The sequence below is a fragment of the Hymenobacter translucens genome, from assembly GCF_020685205.1.
GTDB classification, from domain to species: Bacteria; Bacteroidota; Bacteroidia; order Cytophagales; family Hymenobacteraceae; genus Hymenobacter; species Hymenobacter translucens.
Window position 1 is genome coordinate 64,710 of the sequence record NZ_JAJERB010000002.1, and the last position, 17,222, is coordinate 81,931.

15 protein-coding genes and 1 tRNA gene are annotated in these 17,222 nt (G+C 61.6%); 8 read left to right on the top strand and 8 right to left on the bottom strand.

Going from position 1 to position 17,222, the window contains the following annotated elements; genetic code table 11:
- Positions 1 to 212: 212 nt before the first annotated feature.
- The 3 genes from LJY25_RS03950 to LJY25_RS03960 all read right to left on the bottom strand — a co-directional run bounded on the left by LJY25_RS03950 (position 213) and on the right by LJY25_RS03960 (position 5,309).
- Entirely contained in the window at positions 213 to 2,285 is a 2,073-nt protein-coding gene (locus LJY25_RS03950) for a 7TM diverse intracellular signaling domain-containing protein (RefSeq protein WP_227606938.1), read from the bottom strand.
- Between the two features lie 124 nt (positions 2,286 to 2,409).
- Entirely contained in the window at positions 2,410 to 4,296 is a 1,887-nt protein-coding gene (locus LJY25_RS03955) for a cellulase family glycosylhydrolase (RefSeq protein WP_227606939.1), read from the bottom strand.
- A 104-nt stretch (positions 4,297 to 4,400) separates the two neighbouring features.
- A complete protein-coding gene (locus LJY25_RS03960; RefSeq protein WP_227606940.1) occupies positions 4,401 to 5,309 on the bottom strand; it encodes a glycoside hydrolase family 16 protein in 909 nt (302 codons plus the stop codon).
- Between the two features lie 485 nt (positions 5,310 to 5,794).
- On the opposite strand from LJY25_RS03960, the gene LJY25_RS03965 reads away from it, so the two are divergent.
- Positions 5,795 to 6,454 carry a sce7726 family protein gene (locus LJY25_RS03965; RefSeq protein ID WP_227606941.1) on the top strand — a complete coding sequence of 220 codons (660 nt, stop codon included), beginning with the start codon at positions 5,795 to 5,797 and terminating at the stop codon, positions 6,452 to 6,454.
- Positions 6,455 to 6,465: 11 nt separating this feature from the next.
- Here the strand turns inward: LJY25_RS03965 and dinB are convergent, their stop codons facing one another.
- Positions 6,466 to 7,545 carry a DNA polymerase IV gene (dinB, locus tag LJY25_RS03970; protein ID WP_227607617.1) on the bottom strand — a complete coding sequence of 360 codons (1,080 nt, stop codon included), beginning with the start codon at positions 7,543 to 7,545 and terminating at the stop codon, positions 6,466 to 6,468.
- A 94-nt stretch (positions 7,546 to 7,639) separates the two neighbouring features.
- Positions 7,640 to 7,712, bottom strand: a tRNA-Met gene (locus LJY25_RS03975).
- Between the two features lie 233 nt (positions 7,713 to 7,945).
- Between LJY25_RS03975 and LJY25_RS03980 the strand changes: the two genes are divergently transcribed.
- Positions 7,946 to 8,785: an alpha/beta hydrolase gene (locus LJY25_RS03980; RefSeq protein WP_227606942.1), complete on the top strand. Its 840-nt coding sequence runs from the start codon at positions 7,946 to 7,948 to the stop codon at positions 8,783 to 8,785.
- A gap of 80 nt (positions 8,786 to 8,865) precedes the next feature.
- Here LJY25_RS03980 and LJY25_RS03985 read toward each other — a convergent pair whose 3' ends face one another.
- Positions 8,866 to 10,674, bottom strand: coding sequence for a BamA/TamA family outer membrane protein (locus tag LJY25_RS03985; RefSeq protein ID WP_227606943.1), 1,809 nt, complete (start codon positions 10,672 to 10,674; stop codon positions 8,866 to 8,868).
- A 129-nt stretch (positions 10,675 to 10,803) separates the two neighbouring features.
- Here LJY25_RS03985 and hemW point away from each other — a divergent pair, with 129 nt between their 5' ends.
- From hemW to LJY25_RS04010, 5 genes are all read left to right on the top strand, one after another.
- Positions 10,804 to 11,937, top strand: coding sequence for a radical SAM family heme chaperone HemW (gene hemW / locus LJY25_RS03990; RefSeq protein ID WP_227606944.1), 1,134 nt, complete (start codon positions 10,804 to 10,806; stop codon positions 11,935 to 11,937).
- A gap of 200 nt (positions 11,938 to 12,137) precedes the next feature.
- Complete coding sequence (locus tag LJY25_RS03995; RefSeq protein ID WP_227606945.1) at positions 12,138 to 12,557, top strand: hypothetical protein; 420 nt, start codon at positions 12,138 to 12,140, stop codon at positions 12,555 to 12,557.
- Positions 12,558 to 12,671: 114 nt separating this feature from the next.
- Positions 12,672 to 13,343, top strand: a complete 672-nt coding sequence (locus tag LJY25_RS04000) for an alpha/beta hydrolase (RefSeq protein ID WP_227606946.1) — start codon at positions 12,672 to 12,674, stop codon at positions 13,341 to 13,343.
- 49 nt (positions 13,344 to 13,392) lie between these two features.
- Positions 13,393 to 14,157 carry a cyclase family protein gene (locus LJY25_RS04005; protein ID WP_227606947.1) on the top strand — a complete coding sequence of 255 codons (765 nt, stop codon included), beginning with the start codon at positions 13,393 to 13,395 and terminating at the stop codon, positions 14,155 to 14,157.
- 73 nt (positions 14,158 to 14,230) lie between these two features.
- Positions 14,231 to 14,914, top strand: coding sequence for a hypothetical protein (locus LJY25_RS04010; RefSeq protein WP_227606948.1), 684 nt, complete (start codon positions 14,231 to 14,233; stop codon positions 14,912 to 14,914).
- Between the two features lie 73 nt (positions 14,915 to 14,987).
- Here the strand turns inward: LJY25_RS04010 and rpmA are convergent, their stop codons facing one another.
- The gene (gene rpmA, locus LJY25_RS04015; RefSeq protein WP_227606949.1) at positions 14,988 to 15,263 is read right to left on the bottom strand and encodes a 50S ribosomal protein L27; all 276 of its coding nucleotides are present in this window, start codon (positions 15,261 to 15,263) and stop codon (positions 14,988 to 14,990) included.
- Positions 15,264 to 15,385: 122 nt separating this feature from the next.
- Positions 15,386 to 15,691: a 50S ribosomal protein L21 gene (gene rplU / locus LJY25_RS04020; RefSeq protein ID WP_227606950.1), complete on the bottom strand. Its 306-nt coding sequence runs from the start codon at positions 15,689 to 15,691 to the stop codon at positions 15,386 to 15,388.
- 480 nt (positions 15,692 to 16,171) lie between these two features.
- Here rplU and LJY25_RS04025 point away from each other — a divergent pair, with 480 nt between their 5' ends.
- Entirely contained in the window at positions 16,172 to 17,131 is a 960-nt protein-coding gene (locus tag LJY25_RS04025) for a ribonucleoside-diphosphate reductase small subunit (RefSeq protein WP_227606951.1), read from the top strand.
- The last annotated feature ends 91 nt before the right edge of the window (positions 17,132 to 17,222 follow it).

Consider the following 17,222-nt stretch of genomic DNA (forward strand, 5'->3'; position numbering starts at 1 on the left):
CGGCCAAATATAGGCGTCCTTTTTTCGTAAAATCAAGTGCAAAACCGCGCTCAACAGCGCCCAAACGGCGATTTTCGCTTACATCGCACGTTTTTCTGTACGCTTAGATCACCCACTTCTCGGCGGTAATTCACGCCCACTGCAATCGTTTGCAGGTTTGCCGGTCAGCTGGGCTGACGGGTAAGAAACACTCGAAAAAATGGGCTTTCTGCCTACTTTTTTTCAAGATTTTTTGCTTTGCCTGATCCGGCCTCCACTTTCCGTCCCGCGGCCGACTCCATCACTGCCTCTTCGCCCTCAACTTCTTCTGCTTCAGCCCCCGTATCGTCAAGCAAAAGCCGGGTCCAGCTGTCCTCTTCGCTGGCTTCTGCCGCCTGCCGACGCATGGCTTCCAGCACTTTCTGACTAAAGCTCCAGCACGTGGCCCGGCGCAGATCCAGCACCCGGGAAAGCTCCTGGGCCGAGTAGCTGCCCTTATGCGTATGCAGCAGGAACACGGCGTAGAAGGCCTTCACGATGGAGAACTTGCACTTCTGCAGCAGGGTGTACGCCGTGGCCGACTCCACGTACCGGCAGCGGGTACAGCGCCGGGAAAGCGGCTCCCGGCCTTCGCAGTAGTTGTCGTGCCCGCACTTGCGGCAGGTGTAGCCCCGGGCCCACTTCAGGTCAGCCAGGTAGGTGAGGCAAGCTTCCTTGTCGGGGTAGATCTGGCTGAACTCGCCGAAATCCACTTCCTGCGACAAGACCCGGGCCGTCTGGGCGCGCTGCAGATCCTGCTGCAGGTCCGTGTTCAGCTTTTCGATGGCCGCCGACTGCAACGCCAGCAGTCCGTTGGCCTGCAGCAGCTCCCGGTTCTGGGCGGCAATGGTTTCGCCCTGGCGGCGCAGCTCCTCGGTGCGCTGGGCGACCAAGCCTTCCAGCTCGGTATTGAGCTGGTCTTTCAGCTCGTCGTTCTGGCGCAGCTGCTCGACGAGCTGTTCCTGCACCTGGTGCTTTTTGCGAAGCTGCTTCACCAGGCGCTCCTGGGCTTTCAGCGTGGCGTCCTGGATACCCTTGATTTTCTCGCCCAGGGCATAGGACAGCACGACTACTTCCATCACGAAGGCGGCATTCATGCTGTACACCGTGAAGGTGTTGGTAAACGTATCAATGCCAAGCTTGCGCAAGATCAGGAAGCCCACGCTCACCACGACCAGGGTGTGCGAAAACACAAAGAACCGGGCCGGCCGGAAGCCCTGCTGCCACACCCGCAACGCTGCGTAGAACAGCATGCCATAGGGCAGCAGATACAGCCAAAAGCTTAGGTCCGACTGCCACCACAGGGCATCAATCAGCAGGGCGGCGGCGCTGAAAAGCACCACGTTCCGCACCCAGGGGTCGTAGCGGGGCAGGCGCTGCGGGGCATCGAGAAACTGGCGGGCGTAGTAGCTGAACGTGAGCAGCAGCAGCGGGGCTGAGCTGATAATAACCAGCTGATTAAACCACGGATAATCCGGCCACAGATACTGAAAGCCCAGTCCGTCTTCCGACAAAAACACGAGGCTGCAGCTGAGCACGTAGAGCACGTAGCGCAGGTAGGTCTGCTCGTGGGTGAAGAAGAACAGGCAGAGGTTGTACACCACCATGATCAGCAGAATCCCATAGAAGCCGCCGAGCAGGCCATATTCCTGCTGAAACCGCTCTACCAGGCCCTGTTCAGTGCGCAGCCGGCACAGAAAGCTGGTTTTGGAATTGGCCTCCAGCCGCAGGTAGAACACCGCGCTCTGGTCGGCCTGCAGGGGCAGGCGGAGCAGAAAGTTCTTGTAGCCGTAGGGCCGGGAGCCGAAGGGCCGGTCAGCGCCGGTGTGCACCAGCCCCCGGGTGGTCTGCGGGTTAGGATAGAAAAGTACGTCGCTCAGGTGGGAATCGTACAGTTCCAGGTACCAGTGCTGGGGCTGCGGCCCCTTCGGCTGCACCACCAGCCGCAGCCAGTACGCCGCGCCCGGGTGCTGCATGTTCGAGGAGATGGTGGAGCCCGCCACGAACCGCCCGGCATGCGCTGGCTGCTGCACATCCTGAAGCGTGAGCTTGCCCGAAGGGTCTTCGAGCACGCTGTAGTTGCGGGGCTCAATAAACAACTCTTCCATATCGGCCCGTACCGTCAGGGGCTGCTCGGGCCCGGCGGCTGGAGCAGCGGGGGCGGCCGACCAGAAGAGCAACGCGAGCAGTAAGCTGATGAGCCCGGCGCCAAAGCGGCCCGGGACGGCACAAACGGAAACGGTGGGCAGGGTCGGGAATGGGCGCATGGTAGCCTACAAGGTAAATAAACTACCCGCAACTGGGCTAACCTGGGCTCCGGCCCTTACTGCGGGCAAATGGAAGAATAGGCAGGCAGAAACAGCTGGTCATAACGCCGGCCAGCACCGGAGGCTACTGCCCGCTACCACTGCCGGCTGTAACCGACTCGAAGCGCAGCCAGCTAAGCACGGCCCCGGGCTGCTCGATATGCAGCCGCAGGGTATGCGTGCCCGCGGCCAGAGTTACCGGCTGACCATCTACCGTCTGCCAGCCGGGAAACCCGGCCGGGATGGGGAAGGCACTTACTGTTCTTTCGTTCAGCTTCAGCAGTACCCGGGCGGGGGCATTTGCTTCATTGCTCGCCCGCAGCTGCACGGCATAGGTTCCGGCTTTCGGCACCGTCACGGTATAGCTCAGCCACTCGCCGGCAGTAGTGTTCCCGACCCCGAAGCCATTGGAGCCCGGGTCGGTGACGGGCTGCACGTCGACGCCGTCGTTGCGGTAGGCCCCGCCGCTGTTGGTGGGTTTCAGCTCCCGGTAGTCGGTGCGAACCGAGTAGTCATCCTGGTAGGCTACCCCGCTGCGGCCCAGGTCGTAGTTGGCAGCAAAGATGGTTCCGGGCAGGGCATTGGCGGCAAACGGCTGGCGGGCACCGGCGGGCTGCGTTAAAGCAAATACCGCGTCCCGGTTTACGATGCAGTTACGAAACTGACTGTTGCGTAGCAGGGCAGCCCGTCCTTCCGCCGTCAGGATGCTGCCATAGGAGGGCACCCGCAGCAGACTGCTGGTGGCATCCACGCGCTTCAGGTTCCAGTGGCACCACCCAATGCTTTGGGCGTTGAGGCCCTGTACCGCGGCGGCAAACCACTCGTTGGAATTTTCCCCCGTCTCCCCCACCCACACCGGCACCTGCCACCGGTCCCGAAAGGCCGCCAGGTTACTTATCAGGTTGATCTGGTTCGGGTTCGGGTCGGTAGCCCCGGGGTCATTCGGGCACCAGTAGCGGTGGGCATTGTAAACGAGGTTGGTTTTGTCGGGTATCCGGAGCTGGTCAGGCGTCAGGCTGGTGTACTCGTTGCCGTAGCCGTTGCCTTCCAGCAAAATCAAATGCCGGTCCTGCTGGGCTCGCACCGCGTTTATCAGTCTGGCATAGAGAGCACTCAGCTCCGTGTTATTGGCCGACAGGCCGTGCGCCGGGTTCAGGTTGTGGGGCTCGTTGATCAGGTCGTATAGGGCCACCCGGGCATCCCGGCGGTAGCGGCGGGCCAGCTGCTCCCACAGCCGCACCGTAATGTCCTGGTAGATCAGCCGGCCTTGGTCGTCGCGGCGCTTCCAGAGGTCCAGCGGCACGAAGCTGTCATTGATGTTGGCGTCGGTACCCTGCCCCCCGGGGGCCGCGTGCAGGTCCAGAACCACGTACAGGCCATTGGCCCCGCACCAGTCGAGCACGTTGTCGATATAGCGGAAACCGTCGAGCCGGGGGTCGGTGAAGAGCGTATTGGCGTCGTACCAGCGGCTGAGCGAGGCCACGTACGCCTGCTGAGCACTGGCGCTGTTCGGGCGCTGCAAGGCGGTTGTCCGGGCCCGGCGCTGCTCCCGGGTCAGAAACAGGTCGTAGTGAAACGGCAGGCGCACGCAGTTAAAGCCCTGCCGGGCAATAAAGTCGATGTCGGCTTTGGTCACGAAACCCGCCCGGTAGTTTTGGTAGAACTCCTCGACCTGCGCTTCCGGCAGTACCCGCAGCAGCCCCTGCTGAATCCGGCGCTGAGCGCCCAGCGTGTCGGTTTTCAGGATGTAGCTTTCCTGCAGCAGCCACCCGCCCACGTTCACACCCCGCAGCACGACCGCCTTTCCCTGTGTGGTCACAATGGCCGATCCTTTGGCCTGGAGCAGGCTTAGCTGCTGCGCCGAAGCCGGCAGCAGCCCGGCAGCCCAGCTCAGCAGCGCAGCCGCCCACATCCGGCGGACGAGGCCACGGAGACCGGGGCGGAAGGCAGTTGGTGGGGATACGTTTTTCATACAGGCCGGCATTGGGAGCTGCTTTCCCTTCCAGGATGACGCGAGAAACAGGATGGGGAAGCCCCACCCTGTTATCTCACATTCACTTCACTCACTTCAAATGCTTATTTCTTGCTGCTTTTTCGGGCGGGTTTGATTGCCGTGGCCGGAGCTCGATCGGCAGGCCCCTGGTACACGCGCACGTAATCCACCTGGGTGGCCACGGGATAGTCGGCCGGGCTGGGATTGTTGCCTTTGCCAGTGAACTCCGTGTCGGGGCCGCCCACGGCGACATTCAGAATCAGGTAGAAGTTACCGTCGTTGAACGGCCAGGCCCCGCCGGTCGTGGTTTTGGGCGTCACGGTATGGTAGAGCGTGTCGTCGATATACCAGCGGATCTGCTCGGGCCCCCATTCCACGGCGTACACGTGAAAGTCGGCCGACAGATCAGCTTTGCCGACGTACTGCTTGGTGGTGTAGTGCCAGCCGGCTGCGTCGTAATGCACGGTGCCCCCAAACCCGGTGGGGTTGCGGTGCTTGGCTTCCATAATATCGATTTCGCCGGTGCGGGGCCAGGTGCTAGGGTCGGGCAGCATCCAGAACGCGGGCCAGATGCCCTGGGCCGAGGGCAGCTTCATACGGGCCTCCATTCGTCCGTACCGGAACGTCTGCAGGGCCCCGGACGCTGTTTTGGAAAGCAGCTTGGCCGAGGTGTAGTTGTAAGAGCGGCTGCCTACGGTCGAGGGCTCGTAGCGCGTGTTAATGGTGAGCAGCCCCCCGGCTACGCTGGCATTGGCCGGGCGGTAGACCTGCAGCTCGTTATTGCCGAAGTTGCAAAGATTGGTTTCGCACCCGTCGCCTTCGTACACCCGCCAGCGGCTCAGGTCGCCGGGCGTAGTGAACTCATCTGCCCACACCAGCTTTCGGTCCTGTTTCTGGGCGTGCGCGGCACCCGGGGCCAGCAGTCCGAGCAGGCCGCTCACTACTGCTACAGTACGGCAACGTCGCCAGCCGGCGGAAAGCCTGGTTTTCATTCTGGTTGTGGTAGGGTGAGCAGTAGGGCGGAGGCCGTCGGTCCGGAAACCGGGTAGTAGCTGTCAGGCTGACTGGCGAGGCACCTCCTGTATCCGAAAGCTGCCATCAGCGCCTGTTGCTTTGTTTAAACGAGCAGCAGGTGTGACCAAAACTAGAGTCGTTGTCAGCTAAAAGCAAGCCCTGAAAACCTTGCAGACGAGGCAGAATTGCGGTTTCCGGCTGCGGTTGTACGCTTATAGCACACGCTAAAAGGCCGGCAACAAGCTGCGCATCGTTGGTGAGCGGCTGCCCGCTCACGCTGCCTGGGCGGATAACAAACAATAAAAAAATTCACAAAGAGGTCGGTTATTTTTCGTTGCCCGCCCCTGGGGTAGCTATCAGCGTCGTTTGCCTGGCCGTTCAAAGCAGAACGGGGGTTTGTTCCTGGGCCCTGCTCCAGAAAAAACGTCAGTGAAAATCCGATTTCCCGGGCGTTTTTTGCAGGATGAATGACCCGGCAATCCGCGCCCTGCTTTACCCCCGGCTTACCGGCGGTGTCTTCGTGGATGAGCTGCCCACCGGCACCACCCGTGCCGACGTCGTCCACATCACCCCCGACTTCATGCACGGCTACGAGGTAAAGGGTGACCACGACACGCTCGTGCGGGTCCCGAACCAGCTGCAGTGCTACCGCGAGGTGTACGACTTTGTCACGTTTATCGTCACGGCCCGGCACTTGCCCAAGCTGCTGCCCTTGCTGCCGGAGTGGGTAGGCATTCTGATTGCCTCGGAGCATGGGCTGGCGGAGCACCGCCCGGCGCTGTACAATTCTTCCGTCGAAAAGGCCCCGCTGGCGGCTTTGCTGCTGCAGGAGGAGGTCAAGCAGTTTCTGATGAGCTGCGGACTACCCGGCGTGAGCCGCCTGCGCAACGCCGACATCGCCAAGTTTCTGCGCAATGCCCACTTTCTTCCCCTCTCCCAGCTGGCCCGGTACGTACGCGAACAGCTGACGCTGCGGCTGCCTACCCGCCTGCAGATACGGGCCGAGCGCAAGGCGGAGCGCCAGAGCCGCCTACCCCGGGCCCGCAAGCCCCGCCGCAAAGCCAAAGCCGCGAAACGGGCAAAAGCGCCCGTTCGGGGCGCCCAATCCCGGGCAGCTGCCTGAGCGGGCGGTTTTTAGAAAGGCAGCGCCAGCTGCCGGCCGGCCGACTCTTCCGCGCTGTCGAGGCTGGACAGGGACACGCCCAGCAGGCGCACCCCCTTTGGTACAGGCAGCACGGAGGCAACAAGCTCCTGGGCAATAGCGTCGAGCCAGGGACGGTGGGTGATAAGCGCCAGACAGGTGCGGCTGCGGGTAATCTGCTGGAAGTCGTTGTACTTGATTTTCACCGTCACGCTCCGTCCCCACACCCCGGCCCGCAGGCAGTACTCCCACACGGTGTCCAGGGCCGGCTGCAGCGCATCGGTCAGTTCCTCGGGCGTCGACAGATCGTGTTCGAAGGTGGTTTCGGAGCCGATGCTCTTGCGCAGGCGGTCCGCTACCACAGGCCGGTGGTCGATGGCGCGGGCAATGGTGTAGTAGTAGCTCCCGGCCTTGCCGAAGTGCTGCCGCAGCCACTCCTCCGGTTGCTGCCGCAGGTCGAGCCCCGTGAAGATGCCCATTTGGTTGAGCCGGGTCGCCGTTACGGGGCCGATACCGTGGAACGCGCCTACCGGCAGGGGTTCCACGAAAGCCGGCCCCTGCCCCGGCGCAATTAAGTACTGCCCGTTGGGCTTGCGAAAATCAGAGGCCAGCTTGGCCAGAAACTTATTGTAGGAGATGCCCGCCGAGGCGGTAAGCCGGGTTTGCTCGAAAATGGCCGCCCTGATTTCCTGGGCAATCCGGGTGGCGGACGGCATCTGCTTCAGGTTGGTCGTCACATCCAGGTAGGCCTCGTCGAGCGAGACCGGCTCGATAAGCGGGGTATATTCAGCGAAGATGGCGCGGATCTGCCGGGAAACGGCCTTGTACACGTCGAAGCGGGGCTTCACGAAGATCAGGTCGGGGCATCGGCGCAGGGCGGTGGTGGAAGCCATGGCAGAGCGCACGCCAAACTCCCGGGCTTCGTAGCTGGCGGCGGCCACCACGCCCCGCTGCCGGGGGCTGCCCACCGCTACCGGCCGCCCGCGCAGCTCGGGGTTGTCGCGCTGCTCGACGGAAGCGTAGAACGCGTCCATGTCGAGGTGTATGATCTTTCGATTCGCGTCCTGCTCCACCAGCTTGCCGACCAACGCCCACGGGCGGATTTGCTTATCACCCGGAAAACAAAAAAGCGGACTAACTGCCTGCTTGGCAACTAGTCCGCTTAGGTAGCGGGGACAGGACTCGAACCTGTGACCTTTGGGTTATGAGCCCAACGAGCTACCAACTGCTCCACCCCGCACTGTTTGGTTCTGCAAATGTACGAGGGTTTTTCATATTTCAGTGCTTCTGGCCTGCAAAACGGACCGCTCACTGGCTTTGCCTCTGATAATCAGCCTGTTTTTTTCGTTTACCTGCGTTCTTCGCTTCTTCCGGCGGCTGCCCAAAGCAGAAACGACCCCTATGCTACCTTTATCCAGCGCCTGCCAGCCTTAGCTGGGCGGCGGAATGCTCAGCCTGGTAATCCCTATCCCTATGCCGATCGGTCGCACAATTTTCGTTACGATGCTCGCCTGCCTGTTGCTGCTGAGCGCCCAGGCTCAGCCGTCCGGCGCCAGACAGGCCCCGCTTGTCATCGGGCAAACCTTCACCATCGATTCCAAGGCCCTTGGAGAAACGCGGCGCATCAACGTGTATCTGCCGGCGGGCTACGTTGAGTCCAAGACCCTGCAGCTGCCGGTGCTGTACATGCCCGATGGCGGCATGGCCGAGGACTTCCTGCACGTGGCCGGGCTGGTTCAGGTTTCGGTGGGCAACGGCACGATGCGGCCGTTTATCCTGGTCGGCATCGAGAACACCCAGCGCCGCCGCGACCTGACCGGACCAACCACCAATGCCGAGGACAAGAAGATTGCACCCAAGGTGGGCGGATCGGCAGCCTTCCGGCAGTTTATCCGGCAGGAGCTGATGCCGGAGGTGAAAAAGCGGTACCGCACCACCCCCGAAACGGCTATTGTGGGCGAGTCGCTGGCGGGGCTGTTCGTGGTCGAAACGCTGCTGCTTGAGCCCGACCTGTTCACCAGCTACCTGGCCTTCGACCCCAGCCTGTGGTGGAACAACGAGCAGCTCGTCAACGACGCCGGAGCATTGGTGAAAAAGAATGCCGGTAAGCCGAAAACCCTGTTCGTGGCTACCAGCAACCAGAAAGAGCTGGAAGCCGCCATGCAGCGCCTGACGAAAAGCCTCGGCGGCGCGGGCATTACCCTGCACTACGAGCCCATGCCCCAGGAAACCCACGCTACCATCTACCACCCCGCAGCGCTGAAAGCCTTCCGCACGGTGTTTAAGCCCGAGCCAGCTGCCGGAACCCGCTGAGACTAGTTGCTCGTTGTTAGTTGTCCGTTGTTAGTATCGTTCTGACAACTAACAACGGACAACTGACAATTCACAAATACCTAAAACCGGCTGGTGATGCCGAAGTGAATCTTGGAGGCGTTCAGGGAAAAGTTCTGCTCCCGGGTGCGGCCCACCGAGTACACAAACTGAAACATACCGGCCCCGGTCCGGAAGCTAAGGCCGGCCCCCAGCCCGGTGGGCAGGTCCTCGAACGGGTCCTGGGGCAGGCTGCGCCGCAGGTAGGCCTGATCGGCAAACAGGAACACATAGGCGTCGGAGCCGGTGAACTGCCGGAACTCCACCGTGCCGATGGCGTAGCTGCTGGCGTAGAATTCCAGCTCGTTGAAGCCCCGTAAGGTGCTCAGCCCACCCACCCGGAACAGGTCGTTCAGAAACAGCCGCTCATTAAGCAACGCCTCGCCCCGCACCCGGGCAAACAGCACCCCGTTCTTGCCCACTTTGAAATACTGCTCGACCCGCCCGCCCAGGCTGATCTGGGTGGAGCGCAACGCCACTTTGTTGTAGAGCGAATCGACTATTTCGGGGTTTTTGGTAATCTGCTTGGTGCCAATGCCCGCCTGGGTCAGCACCAGCAGGCCCCGGCGCGGAAAGGCGGCATCGTCGAGCGTATTCCAGGCGTAGTCGAAGCCGTAAGAATTGTAGGTGTAGTCGATGTTGTCGGGCAGGGCTTGCAGGCGGTAGCGGGTGGTATCGGACAACAGGCGGGAACTGCGCCGCTCGGTGAAAAAGGTGACGCGCCCGGCCCGGGCCGTGGGGTAGGTTACCTGCAGCCGGGGCCGGATGGTCAGAAAGTCGTTGCCTTCCTTATATAAGTTGAAGCTGCCGCCCAGCTCCAGCGGGGTGCCAAAGAAGTTGGGATGCAGGTAGTGAGCATCCAGGAGCTGAGAAGCTACGTCGGTTTTGCGCCATTGCAGCCCAACCTGTTTGCCACCCCCGCTCAGGTTGCGCAGGTTGATGGTGACGTCGCCCGTTAGCTGCACCTTGTTTTCCCCGGCCAGCGGGTTCGGGTTGGGCAGTACGCCCACGATGGCGTCGAACTGGTTGGCGGAGCGGTCTTCCACCAGCAGGTACACCCGGGCCCGGCCCAGGGAAAAGCGCACTTCGGGCTCGGCTTTGAGGTGGAGGTAGGGCAGCTGGCGCAGGAGCTGCGCCGCCGCGTCCACCCGCTGCTGGCTGTAGGGCTGGCCGGGCGTAATCTGCAGAAACTTGGTCAGAAACCGCTTCTTCGTTTTGGTGCGGCCTACCAGCTCCAGGGAGTCGAATACGATGACGGGGCCCCGGTCCAGCACGACCCGGCCCTCCACGCCCCCGCTACGCAGGGCTACCGAGTCGAGGCGGACGGTAGCGAAGGGGTAGCCCTGGTTTTCGGCTTCGGCCAGTACCCGCTGCTGCAGACGGGCCCATTCGGTGGGCTGGAACGGCGCGCCCCGAAACAGCTTTTCGCGGAAGCCCGCCCGCTGCAGCAGGTCGTCGCCGAGGTTACCGTTGCGCAGCCGGGCCCAGCGGAACTGCTCCCCCACGTACAGCCCTACCTTCAGCGTGTCGCGGCCCCAGCGCAGCGTGTCGGCGGAGGCGGTCAGGTAGGCATCGGCCTGCAGCGCCAGCACCAGGTCGCGCACGTTGCGCAGAGCAGTAAGCGAATCAGGAGCCGAAGCCGGGGTGCGGTAGCGGCGCAGCACGGCCCGGTCCGCGGCTTCGGCGACGAGCTGAATAACCTTGGGCCGCCCGGAAACCGGGGCCGGCCGGGGCCCCGGGGGCGGAGAAGGGCTGGACTGGGCCCACACCAGAACCGGGCTGCCGGGCAGCAGCAGGGTCAGCCAAAAGAAAACGAGGGTGCGGGCGTACATTTGGGAACAGAAACGCAAAAAAGCGTTTTTAATTTCCAACGGTGCCGCTTCCGGCTTTTCGGCCGTCCGGCAGCGTCCGGCGGCGGCCTGCTTTTACGTTAGCCGGCTTCCTGGCACCCGTTTTTCCTTATGCCCGGCCTCTACCTTCACATTCCCTTCTGCAAGCAGGCCTGCCACTACTGCGACTTCCACTTCAGCACGTCCATGGCCCTGAAAAGCCGACTGGTAGACGCGCTGGTCCGGGAGCTGGAGCTGCGCCGCGACTACCTCGGTTCCCGGCCCACGCTGCAAACCATCTACTTTGGCGGGGGCACGCCGTCTTTGCTGACCGGGCCTGAGCTAAGCCAGCTGTTTGAGGCCATCCTCCTCCACTTCGATGTAGCACCCGACGCGGAAATCACCCTCGAAGCCAACCCCGACGACCTCACCGCCGATAAGCTGCGGGAGCTGGCCGCCTCACCGGTAAACCGCCTGAGCATCGGCCTGCAAAGCTTCCATGAGCCCCACCTGCGCCTGATGAACCGCGCCCACTCGGCGGAAGAGTCGCGGCGGGCGGTGCTGCTGGCCCAGGACGCCGGGTTCGAGAATATTTCCATCGACCTGATCTACGGGGTGCCCGCGCCCGACCACGGTATCTGGGAAGAGGACATGGCCCGGGCCTTTGCCCTGCGGGTGCCGCACCTGTCGTGCTATGCCCTCACGGTGGAGCCGGCCACGGTATTCGGGCGCCGCCAGCAGAAGGGCACCTTCCTGGCCCCGCCCGACGAGTTCGTGGCCGGGCAGTTCGAGCGGCTACTTGACCAGACCCGGGCCCAGGGCTACGAGCAGTACGAGATATCCAACTTCAGTCGGCCCGGCCGGGAGTCGCGCCACAATGCCAACTACTGGCGCGGCGTGCCCTACCTGGGCCTGGGCCCCAGCGCCCACTCCTTTGACGGGCAGAGCCGTCAGTACACGGTTCCCAACAACCATCAGTACGTACGCGCGGTGCTCGACGAGCAGCAGGTGCCCGCTACCCGCGAAACCCTGAGCCCAATGGACCAGGCCAACGAGTACCTGATGACCAGCCTGCGCACCAGCTGGGGCTGCGACCTGGCGCGGCTGCAAACCCAGTACGGTGTGCCCCTGCTTTCTTCCCGCGCCGACTACCTGCGCTACCTCCAAACCCAGGGCTGGGCTACGCTCGACCAGAGCGTGCTGCGCCTCACCGATGCCGGCAAGCTTCTGGCCGACCAGATTACCCTGGAGCTGTTCCAGGAATAGCTCAGTTAGTGCGCTAGCCATTTCAGCCGGTCCACGGGTAGCCAGGACCGCGCGCCAGCCTGGCACCAACGGTAAGTTATTCTCGGACCGCCGGTTAGCTGCCTGGGGCTGGCCAGGGACGGCACCGGCGCCCGATCCTGCGTAGGAAGGAAAACCGGTGGAGTGCCACCAACTCAGATTAAACCGTTAAATCTGCGGTTATGAAACGCCTGATAGACATCCTCGCCGACGACACCGATTTTTTCGTCGAGCACGTGCAGATTACGGCCATCGTCTTCGACAATACCAACGACGTGACCATCTGGGCCACGACGTTTATGGACGAGGAGCTGCACTTCTTTCACCTAGGCCTGGAGTTTCAGTCGCTCGACCTGCTGCTGCGCATGGCCGGGGACCGGGCCGGGGAGCTGCAGGAAGAAGTGGCCGACGCGCTGGCCAACGTCACGGAGTGGCCCTGCCTGCTTGAATACACTACCGAAGACGACCCGCCCGTGCTGCTGCCCGGCGTGGCCCTGAAGCTGTCGTGCACCTACTCCGTCGAGGAAGACGAGGAGGAGGACGACCCCACGCCCCAGAACGTGTTCTACCTGGAAAGCGTGTTTCTGCGCATCGAGCCGTAGCCCTGACCAGCCCAATCCCGAAGGCAGCAGCTACGCCCGCTAAACGTGAACCGGCTGCCAGCAACAAGTGGCCCTGCCCCTATCCAAAGTTCAGCCTCTTACCATTTTACTTCTTTGCCCAAGCCCGTCTTCTACCTGATTCCCGGCCTCGGGGCCGATGGCCGCCGTCTGTTCCGGAACCTGGAGCTGGACGGGGAAGTGCACATCCTGGAGTGGCTGACGCCCGAGCCGGACGAAAGCCTGCTCCACTACGTGGCCCGCATGGCCGAGCCCATTCCCCTGGATCAGCCCTGCCTGGTCGTAGGTATTTCGTTTGGGGGGACGGTGGCCCTCGAAATCTGCCGGATCCGCCCCCGCGGGTTTGCCGTGCTGGCCTCCAGCATTCCCGACGCCGATTCGCTCCCCCCGCTGCTCCGGGTCGTGCGGGCTACGAAAGCCTATAAGCTCACGCACCCGACGCTGTTTAAGCTGTTCCCCTGGGCCGGCAAGTGGTATTTCGGGGTGAAGAGCGGAGAGGAATACCGCGTATTCAAGGAAATTCTGGCCGACATGGAACCCACCTACACGCGCTGGGCCGTGGACCGCCTCCTGCACTGGGACAGCACCGACATCGGCTCCTGCGTGCAGATCCTGGGCAGTCACGACCGGGTATTCCCGCCCGGTCCCGCCCGCGTCGACTACCTGATTCGCGGCGGCACCCACTTCATGATCTACACCCACGGCCCGGAAATCAGCAAAATCCTAAACAAGCTGGCCGCCGAAAAGCTCAGCGGTGCCAATACCTGAGGTTTTTCGCTTCAATTCTTAATTACTAATTATCAATTACTAATTCACAATGCCCGCTACCTACTCCTACCTCGGCCGCACCTATTCCTTCGACCCGGCGGCCCCGCTCGACATCTCCCTGCCGCTCGCCCCCGGGTCCGACCAAGTAAACTGCTTCTGGGCCGAGCCGGTGCAGTTCGACGTGATTCGGGTGGGCTCATTCGTGGGCAGCGTGGCCCAGGGCGGCAGCACCAACTACCAGCGCGTGCACGTCACGCCCCACGGCAACGGCACCCACACCGAGTGCTACGGCCACATCTCCCCCGACCCCACCGCTACGCTCAACCGGCACCTGCGCCGCTTTCTGTTCGTGGCCCGGCTCGTGTCGGTTGCGCCCCGCCCCCAGCTCAACGGCGACCTGGTGGTGATGCTGGCCGACGTTGAGCCCCTGTTGACTGCTGCGGCTGTTGCGCCCGAAGCCCTGGTGCTACGTACCCTGCCCAACCAAGACGCCAAGCGGAGCCGGCAGTACTCGGGCACCAACCCGACCTATCTCGAGCCGGCGCTGGCGCATTTCCTAGTGGCCCGGGGGATTCAGCACCTGCTGCTCGACCTGCCCAGCGTCGACCGGGAAGAAGACAACGGGGAGCTGCTGGCCCACCACGCCTTCTGGCAGTACCCCGAAGCCACTCGCCAGGACTGCACCATCACCGAGCTGATTTTCGTACCCGACGAGGTAGCGGACGGCCTGTACCTGCTCAACCTGCAGGTTACCAGCCTGGAGCTGGATGCCAGCCCCAGCAAGCCGGTGCTGTACGAACTGACTGAAAATTAAACCGAGCACGGGGTGCAACTCAAGCAGGCAGGCGGGTATCTACCTCCTGTTCCACTTCAACTCTATCCACCGTATGCGCTTTCCCCAATTTTTACTGCCCGGCTTATTGTTACTGGCGGCCTCGACCAGTGCCCTGAGCCAGTCGACTTCCTCTCCTGCTCCCGAGCTATCGGCCCTGCCGGATACCCCGCCCCGTAAGGTGCTGGTAAAGCTGGGCCTGAATGTGGCCCGCGGTCTATCCTACGGAGGCTATGAGGGCCTTCGGGCCAGCATACCGGTTGTGACGGGTATAGAGTACTCGGTTTCTCCCGGCTTTACCCTGTACAGCCAGCTGGGCGTTGATGTGAGCGTGCCGACCTACCGCTCCTTTTACCGCCAGAACGCCGTGACGCCCAGCGCTTCGCTGAGTCTGGGCGGGCGCTACTACTACAACCAGGCCGCCCGGGCACGGAACAACAAGCCCCACGGACCTTTTGTGGGCAACTACCTGGCCTTCCAGGCTAACCTGGACCGGTTCCGCAGCCCACTGTCTGCTACTTTTCGCCCCGAAGGCCGCTGGCCGATGCGCACTACCTACGCCCCGGGCGTAACTATGCTGTGGGGCATGCAGCGCCGCCTGGGTTCAAACTTTCTGTTCGATCTGAGTACGGGCCTGGGCGTCAGCGGCAACGTGAGCGGCACCGCTATGCCCGGGTATACGACGGTCAACATCAACTTTACGCCCCAGGTGAACCTGGGCTTCTACCTGGCCCGGTAGCCTTACCTGTGGGTCCAACGCGAAAAAGGCTGCCTCTTGCGGGGCAGCCTTTTTCGGTGCTGAAGGGGTTTAACTAAGCGGCTACAGCTTCGTCGGTTACCGGTACTACCGATACAAACGAGCGGTCCTTGCGGCCCTTGCGGAACTGCACGGTGCCATCGACCATAGCGAACAGCGTGTGGTCCTTGCCGATACCCACGTTCTGGCCGGGGTGGTGCTTGGTGCCGCGCTGACGCACGATGATGTTGCCGGCAATGATGTCCTGCCCGCCGAAGATTTTCACGCCGAGACGCTTAGAATGCGATTCGCGGCCGTTGTTGGAAGAGCCTACGCCTTTCTTGTGTGCCATGTTGGTTTTATGCTACAAGCTTCCAGCAGCAAGCTGCAAGCTTCGTTCTTGAATAAAACATGAGACAGTGCAGAAGCTAAAAAGCTGGCAGCTTGGGGCTTGCCGCTTGTAGCTCCAAATCACTACCCGATGCTGTTGATCATTACTTTGGTGTAGTCCTGACGGTGGCCGTTGAGCTTCTTGTAGCCCTTACGGCGCTTCTTTTTGAAGACCAGAACTTTGTCACCCTTCACGTGGCTCAGGATAGTGCCTTTCACGGTCACGTCCAGGAAGGGAGCACCCACGCTCAGCGAACCGTTGTTGTCGGTCAGCAATACGTTGCCCAGCTCGACAACATCGCCGACGTTGCCGGCCAGCTTGTGGGTGTAAACAAATTTATCGGCTTCGACCTTGGTCTGCTTGCCAGCTATGGTGACGATTGCGTACATCGGCTTCTCGCGTGTTTTGAAAATGGGAAGGCAAAAGTAGGAGTACTATTTCGAAAAACCAAACCTAACTCACTAATCATCATTTAGTCTCCCCTACTTAACCACTGTACGCATCCCCAGAAACCCGCCTTATAAGCACGTGCGCTGGGTGCACGAATAGCAATTTTGTGGATAAAACGAATTGTCCACACGCGTTTTGTGGATAACTCACCCGAAAAACCCGGTTTTATGGGCATTTGCCCAATTTTCGGGGCCCGACTGCCGGGCTGGTTATCCACAGCCAATCAGATTCATACAGAAAAATTAACGGAAGAAAAATCTGTTTTCGCCGGAATCTTCCCGGGGGTCGGGTTTATATTTGATGCTGAATCCGGGCCGGCTCCCGGCATAAACCGCTCAAAACTTTCTCCGCTACTGTCGGGTTGGCAAGAGCAACTGCCCCGGCCCGGCTGATCTTTCGCCAACACTTTTTCTTCTGCTATGGAACCGCTGCTCGTCGAAAACCCCAACCGCTTCGTTCTCTTCCCCATCCAGAACAACGACGTCTGGCAGATGTACAAGAAGGCCGAAGCCTCCTTCTGGACGGCCGAGGAAATCGACCTTTCCCAGGACCAGAAAGACTGGGAAAACCTCAACGACAACGAGAAGCACTTCATCTCCCACGTGCTGGCTTTCTTCGCGGCCTCCGACGGCATCGTAAACGAGAACCTGGCCGTGAACTTCATGCAGGAAGTGCAGATGCCCGAGGCGCGCTGCTTCTACGGCTTCCAGATCATGATGGAAAACATTCACTCGGAGACGTACTCCCTGCTGATTGACACCTACATCAAGAATCCCCAGGAAAAGGACCGCCTCTTCAACGCCCTCGAAACCGTGCCCTGCGTGAAGAAGAAGGGCGAGTGGGCCCTGAAGTGGATCAACTCCGAGAACTTCGCCGAGCGCATCATCGCCTTTGCCGCCGTGGAAGGCATCTTCTTCTCCGGCTCGTTCTGCTCGATCTTCTGGCTGAAAAAGCGCGGCCTGATGCCCGGCCTGACGTTCTCCAACGAGCTCATCAGCCGCGACGAGGGCCTGCACTGCGACTTCGCCTGCCTGCTCTACAGCTACCTGCAAAGCAAGCTCTCCGAGGAGCGCGTGCACAGCATCATCCGCGACGCTGTGAGCATCGAGCAGGAGTTTGTGACCGACGCGCTGCCCGTGAACCTGATCGGCATGAACGCCAAGAGCATGAGCCAGTACATCGAGTTCGTGGCCGACCGCCTGCTCCAGAGCCTGGGCTACAGCAAGATCTACAACGCCACCAACCCCTTCGACTTCATGGAAATGATTTCGCTGCAGGGCAAAACCAACTTCTTCGAGAAGCGCGTCGCCGAGTACCAGAAAGCCGGCGTAATGAGCGAAAGAACCGAAAACGCCTTCTCCCTCGACGAGGACTTTTAATCGTCACTCAGAAGCCAATCACAAAAAGAGGCCTGCAACCAGTGTTGCAGGCCTCTTTGTTATGCAGAAGAGGTCGTTGCGGTTAGAAAAA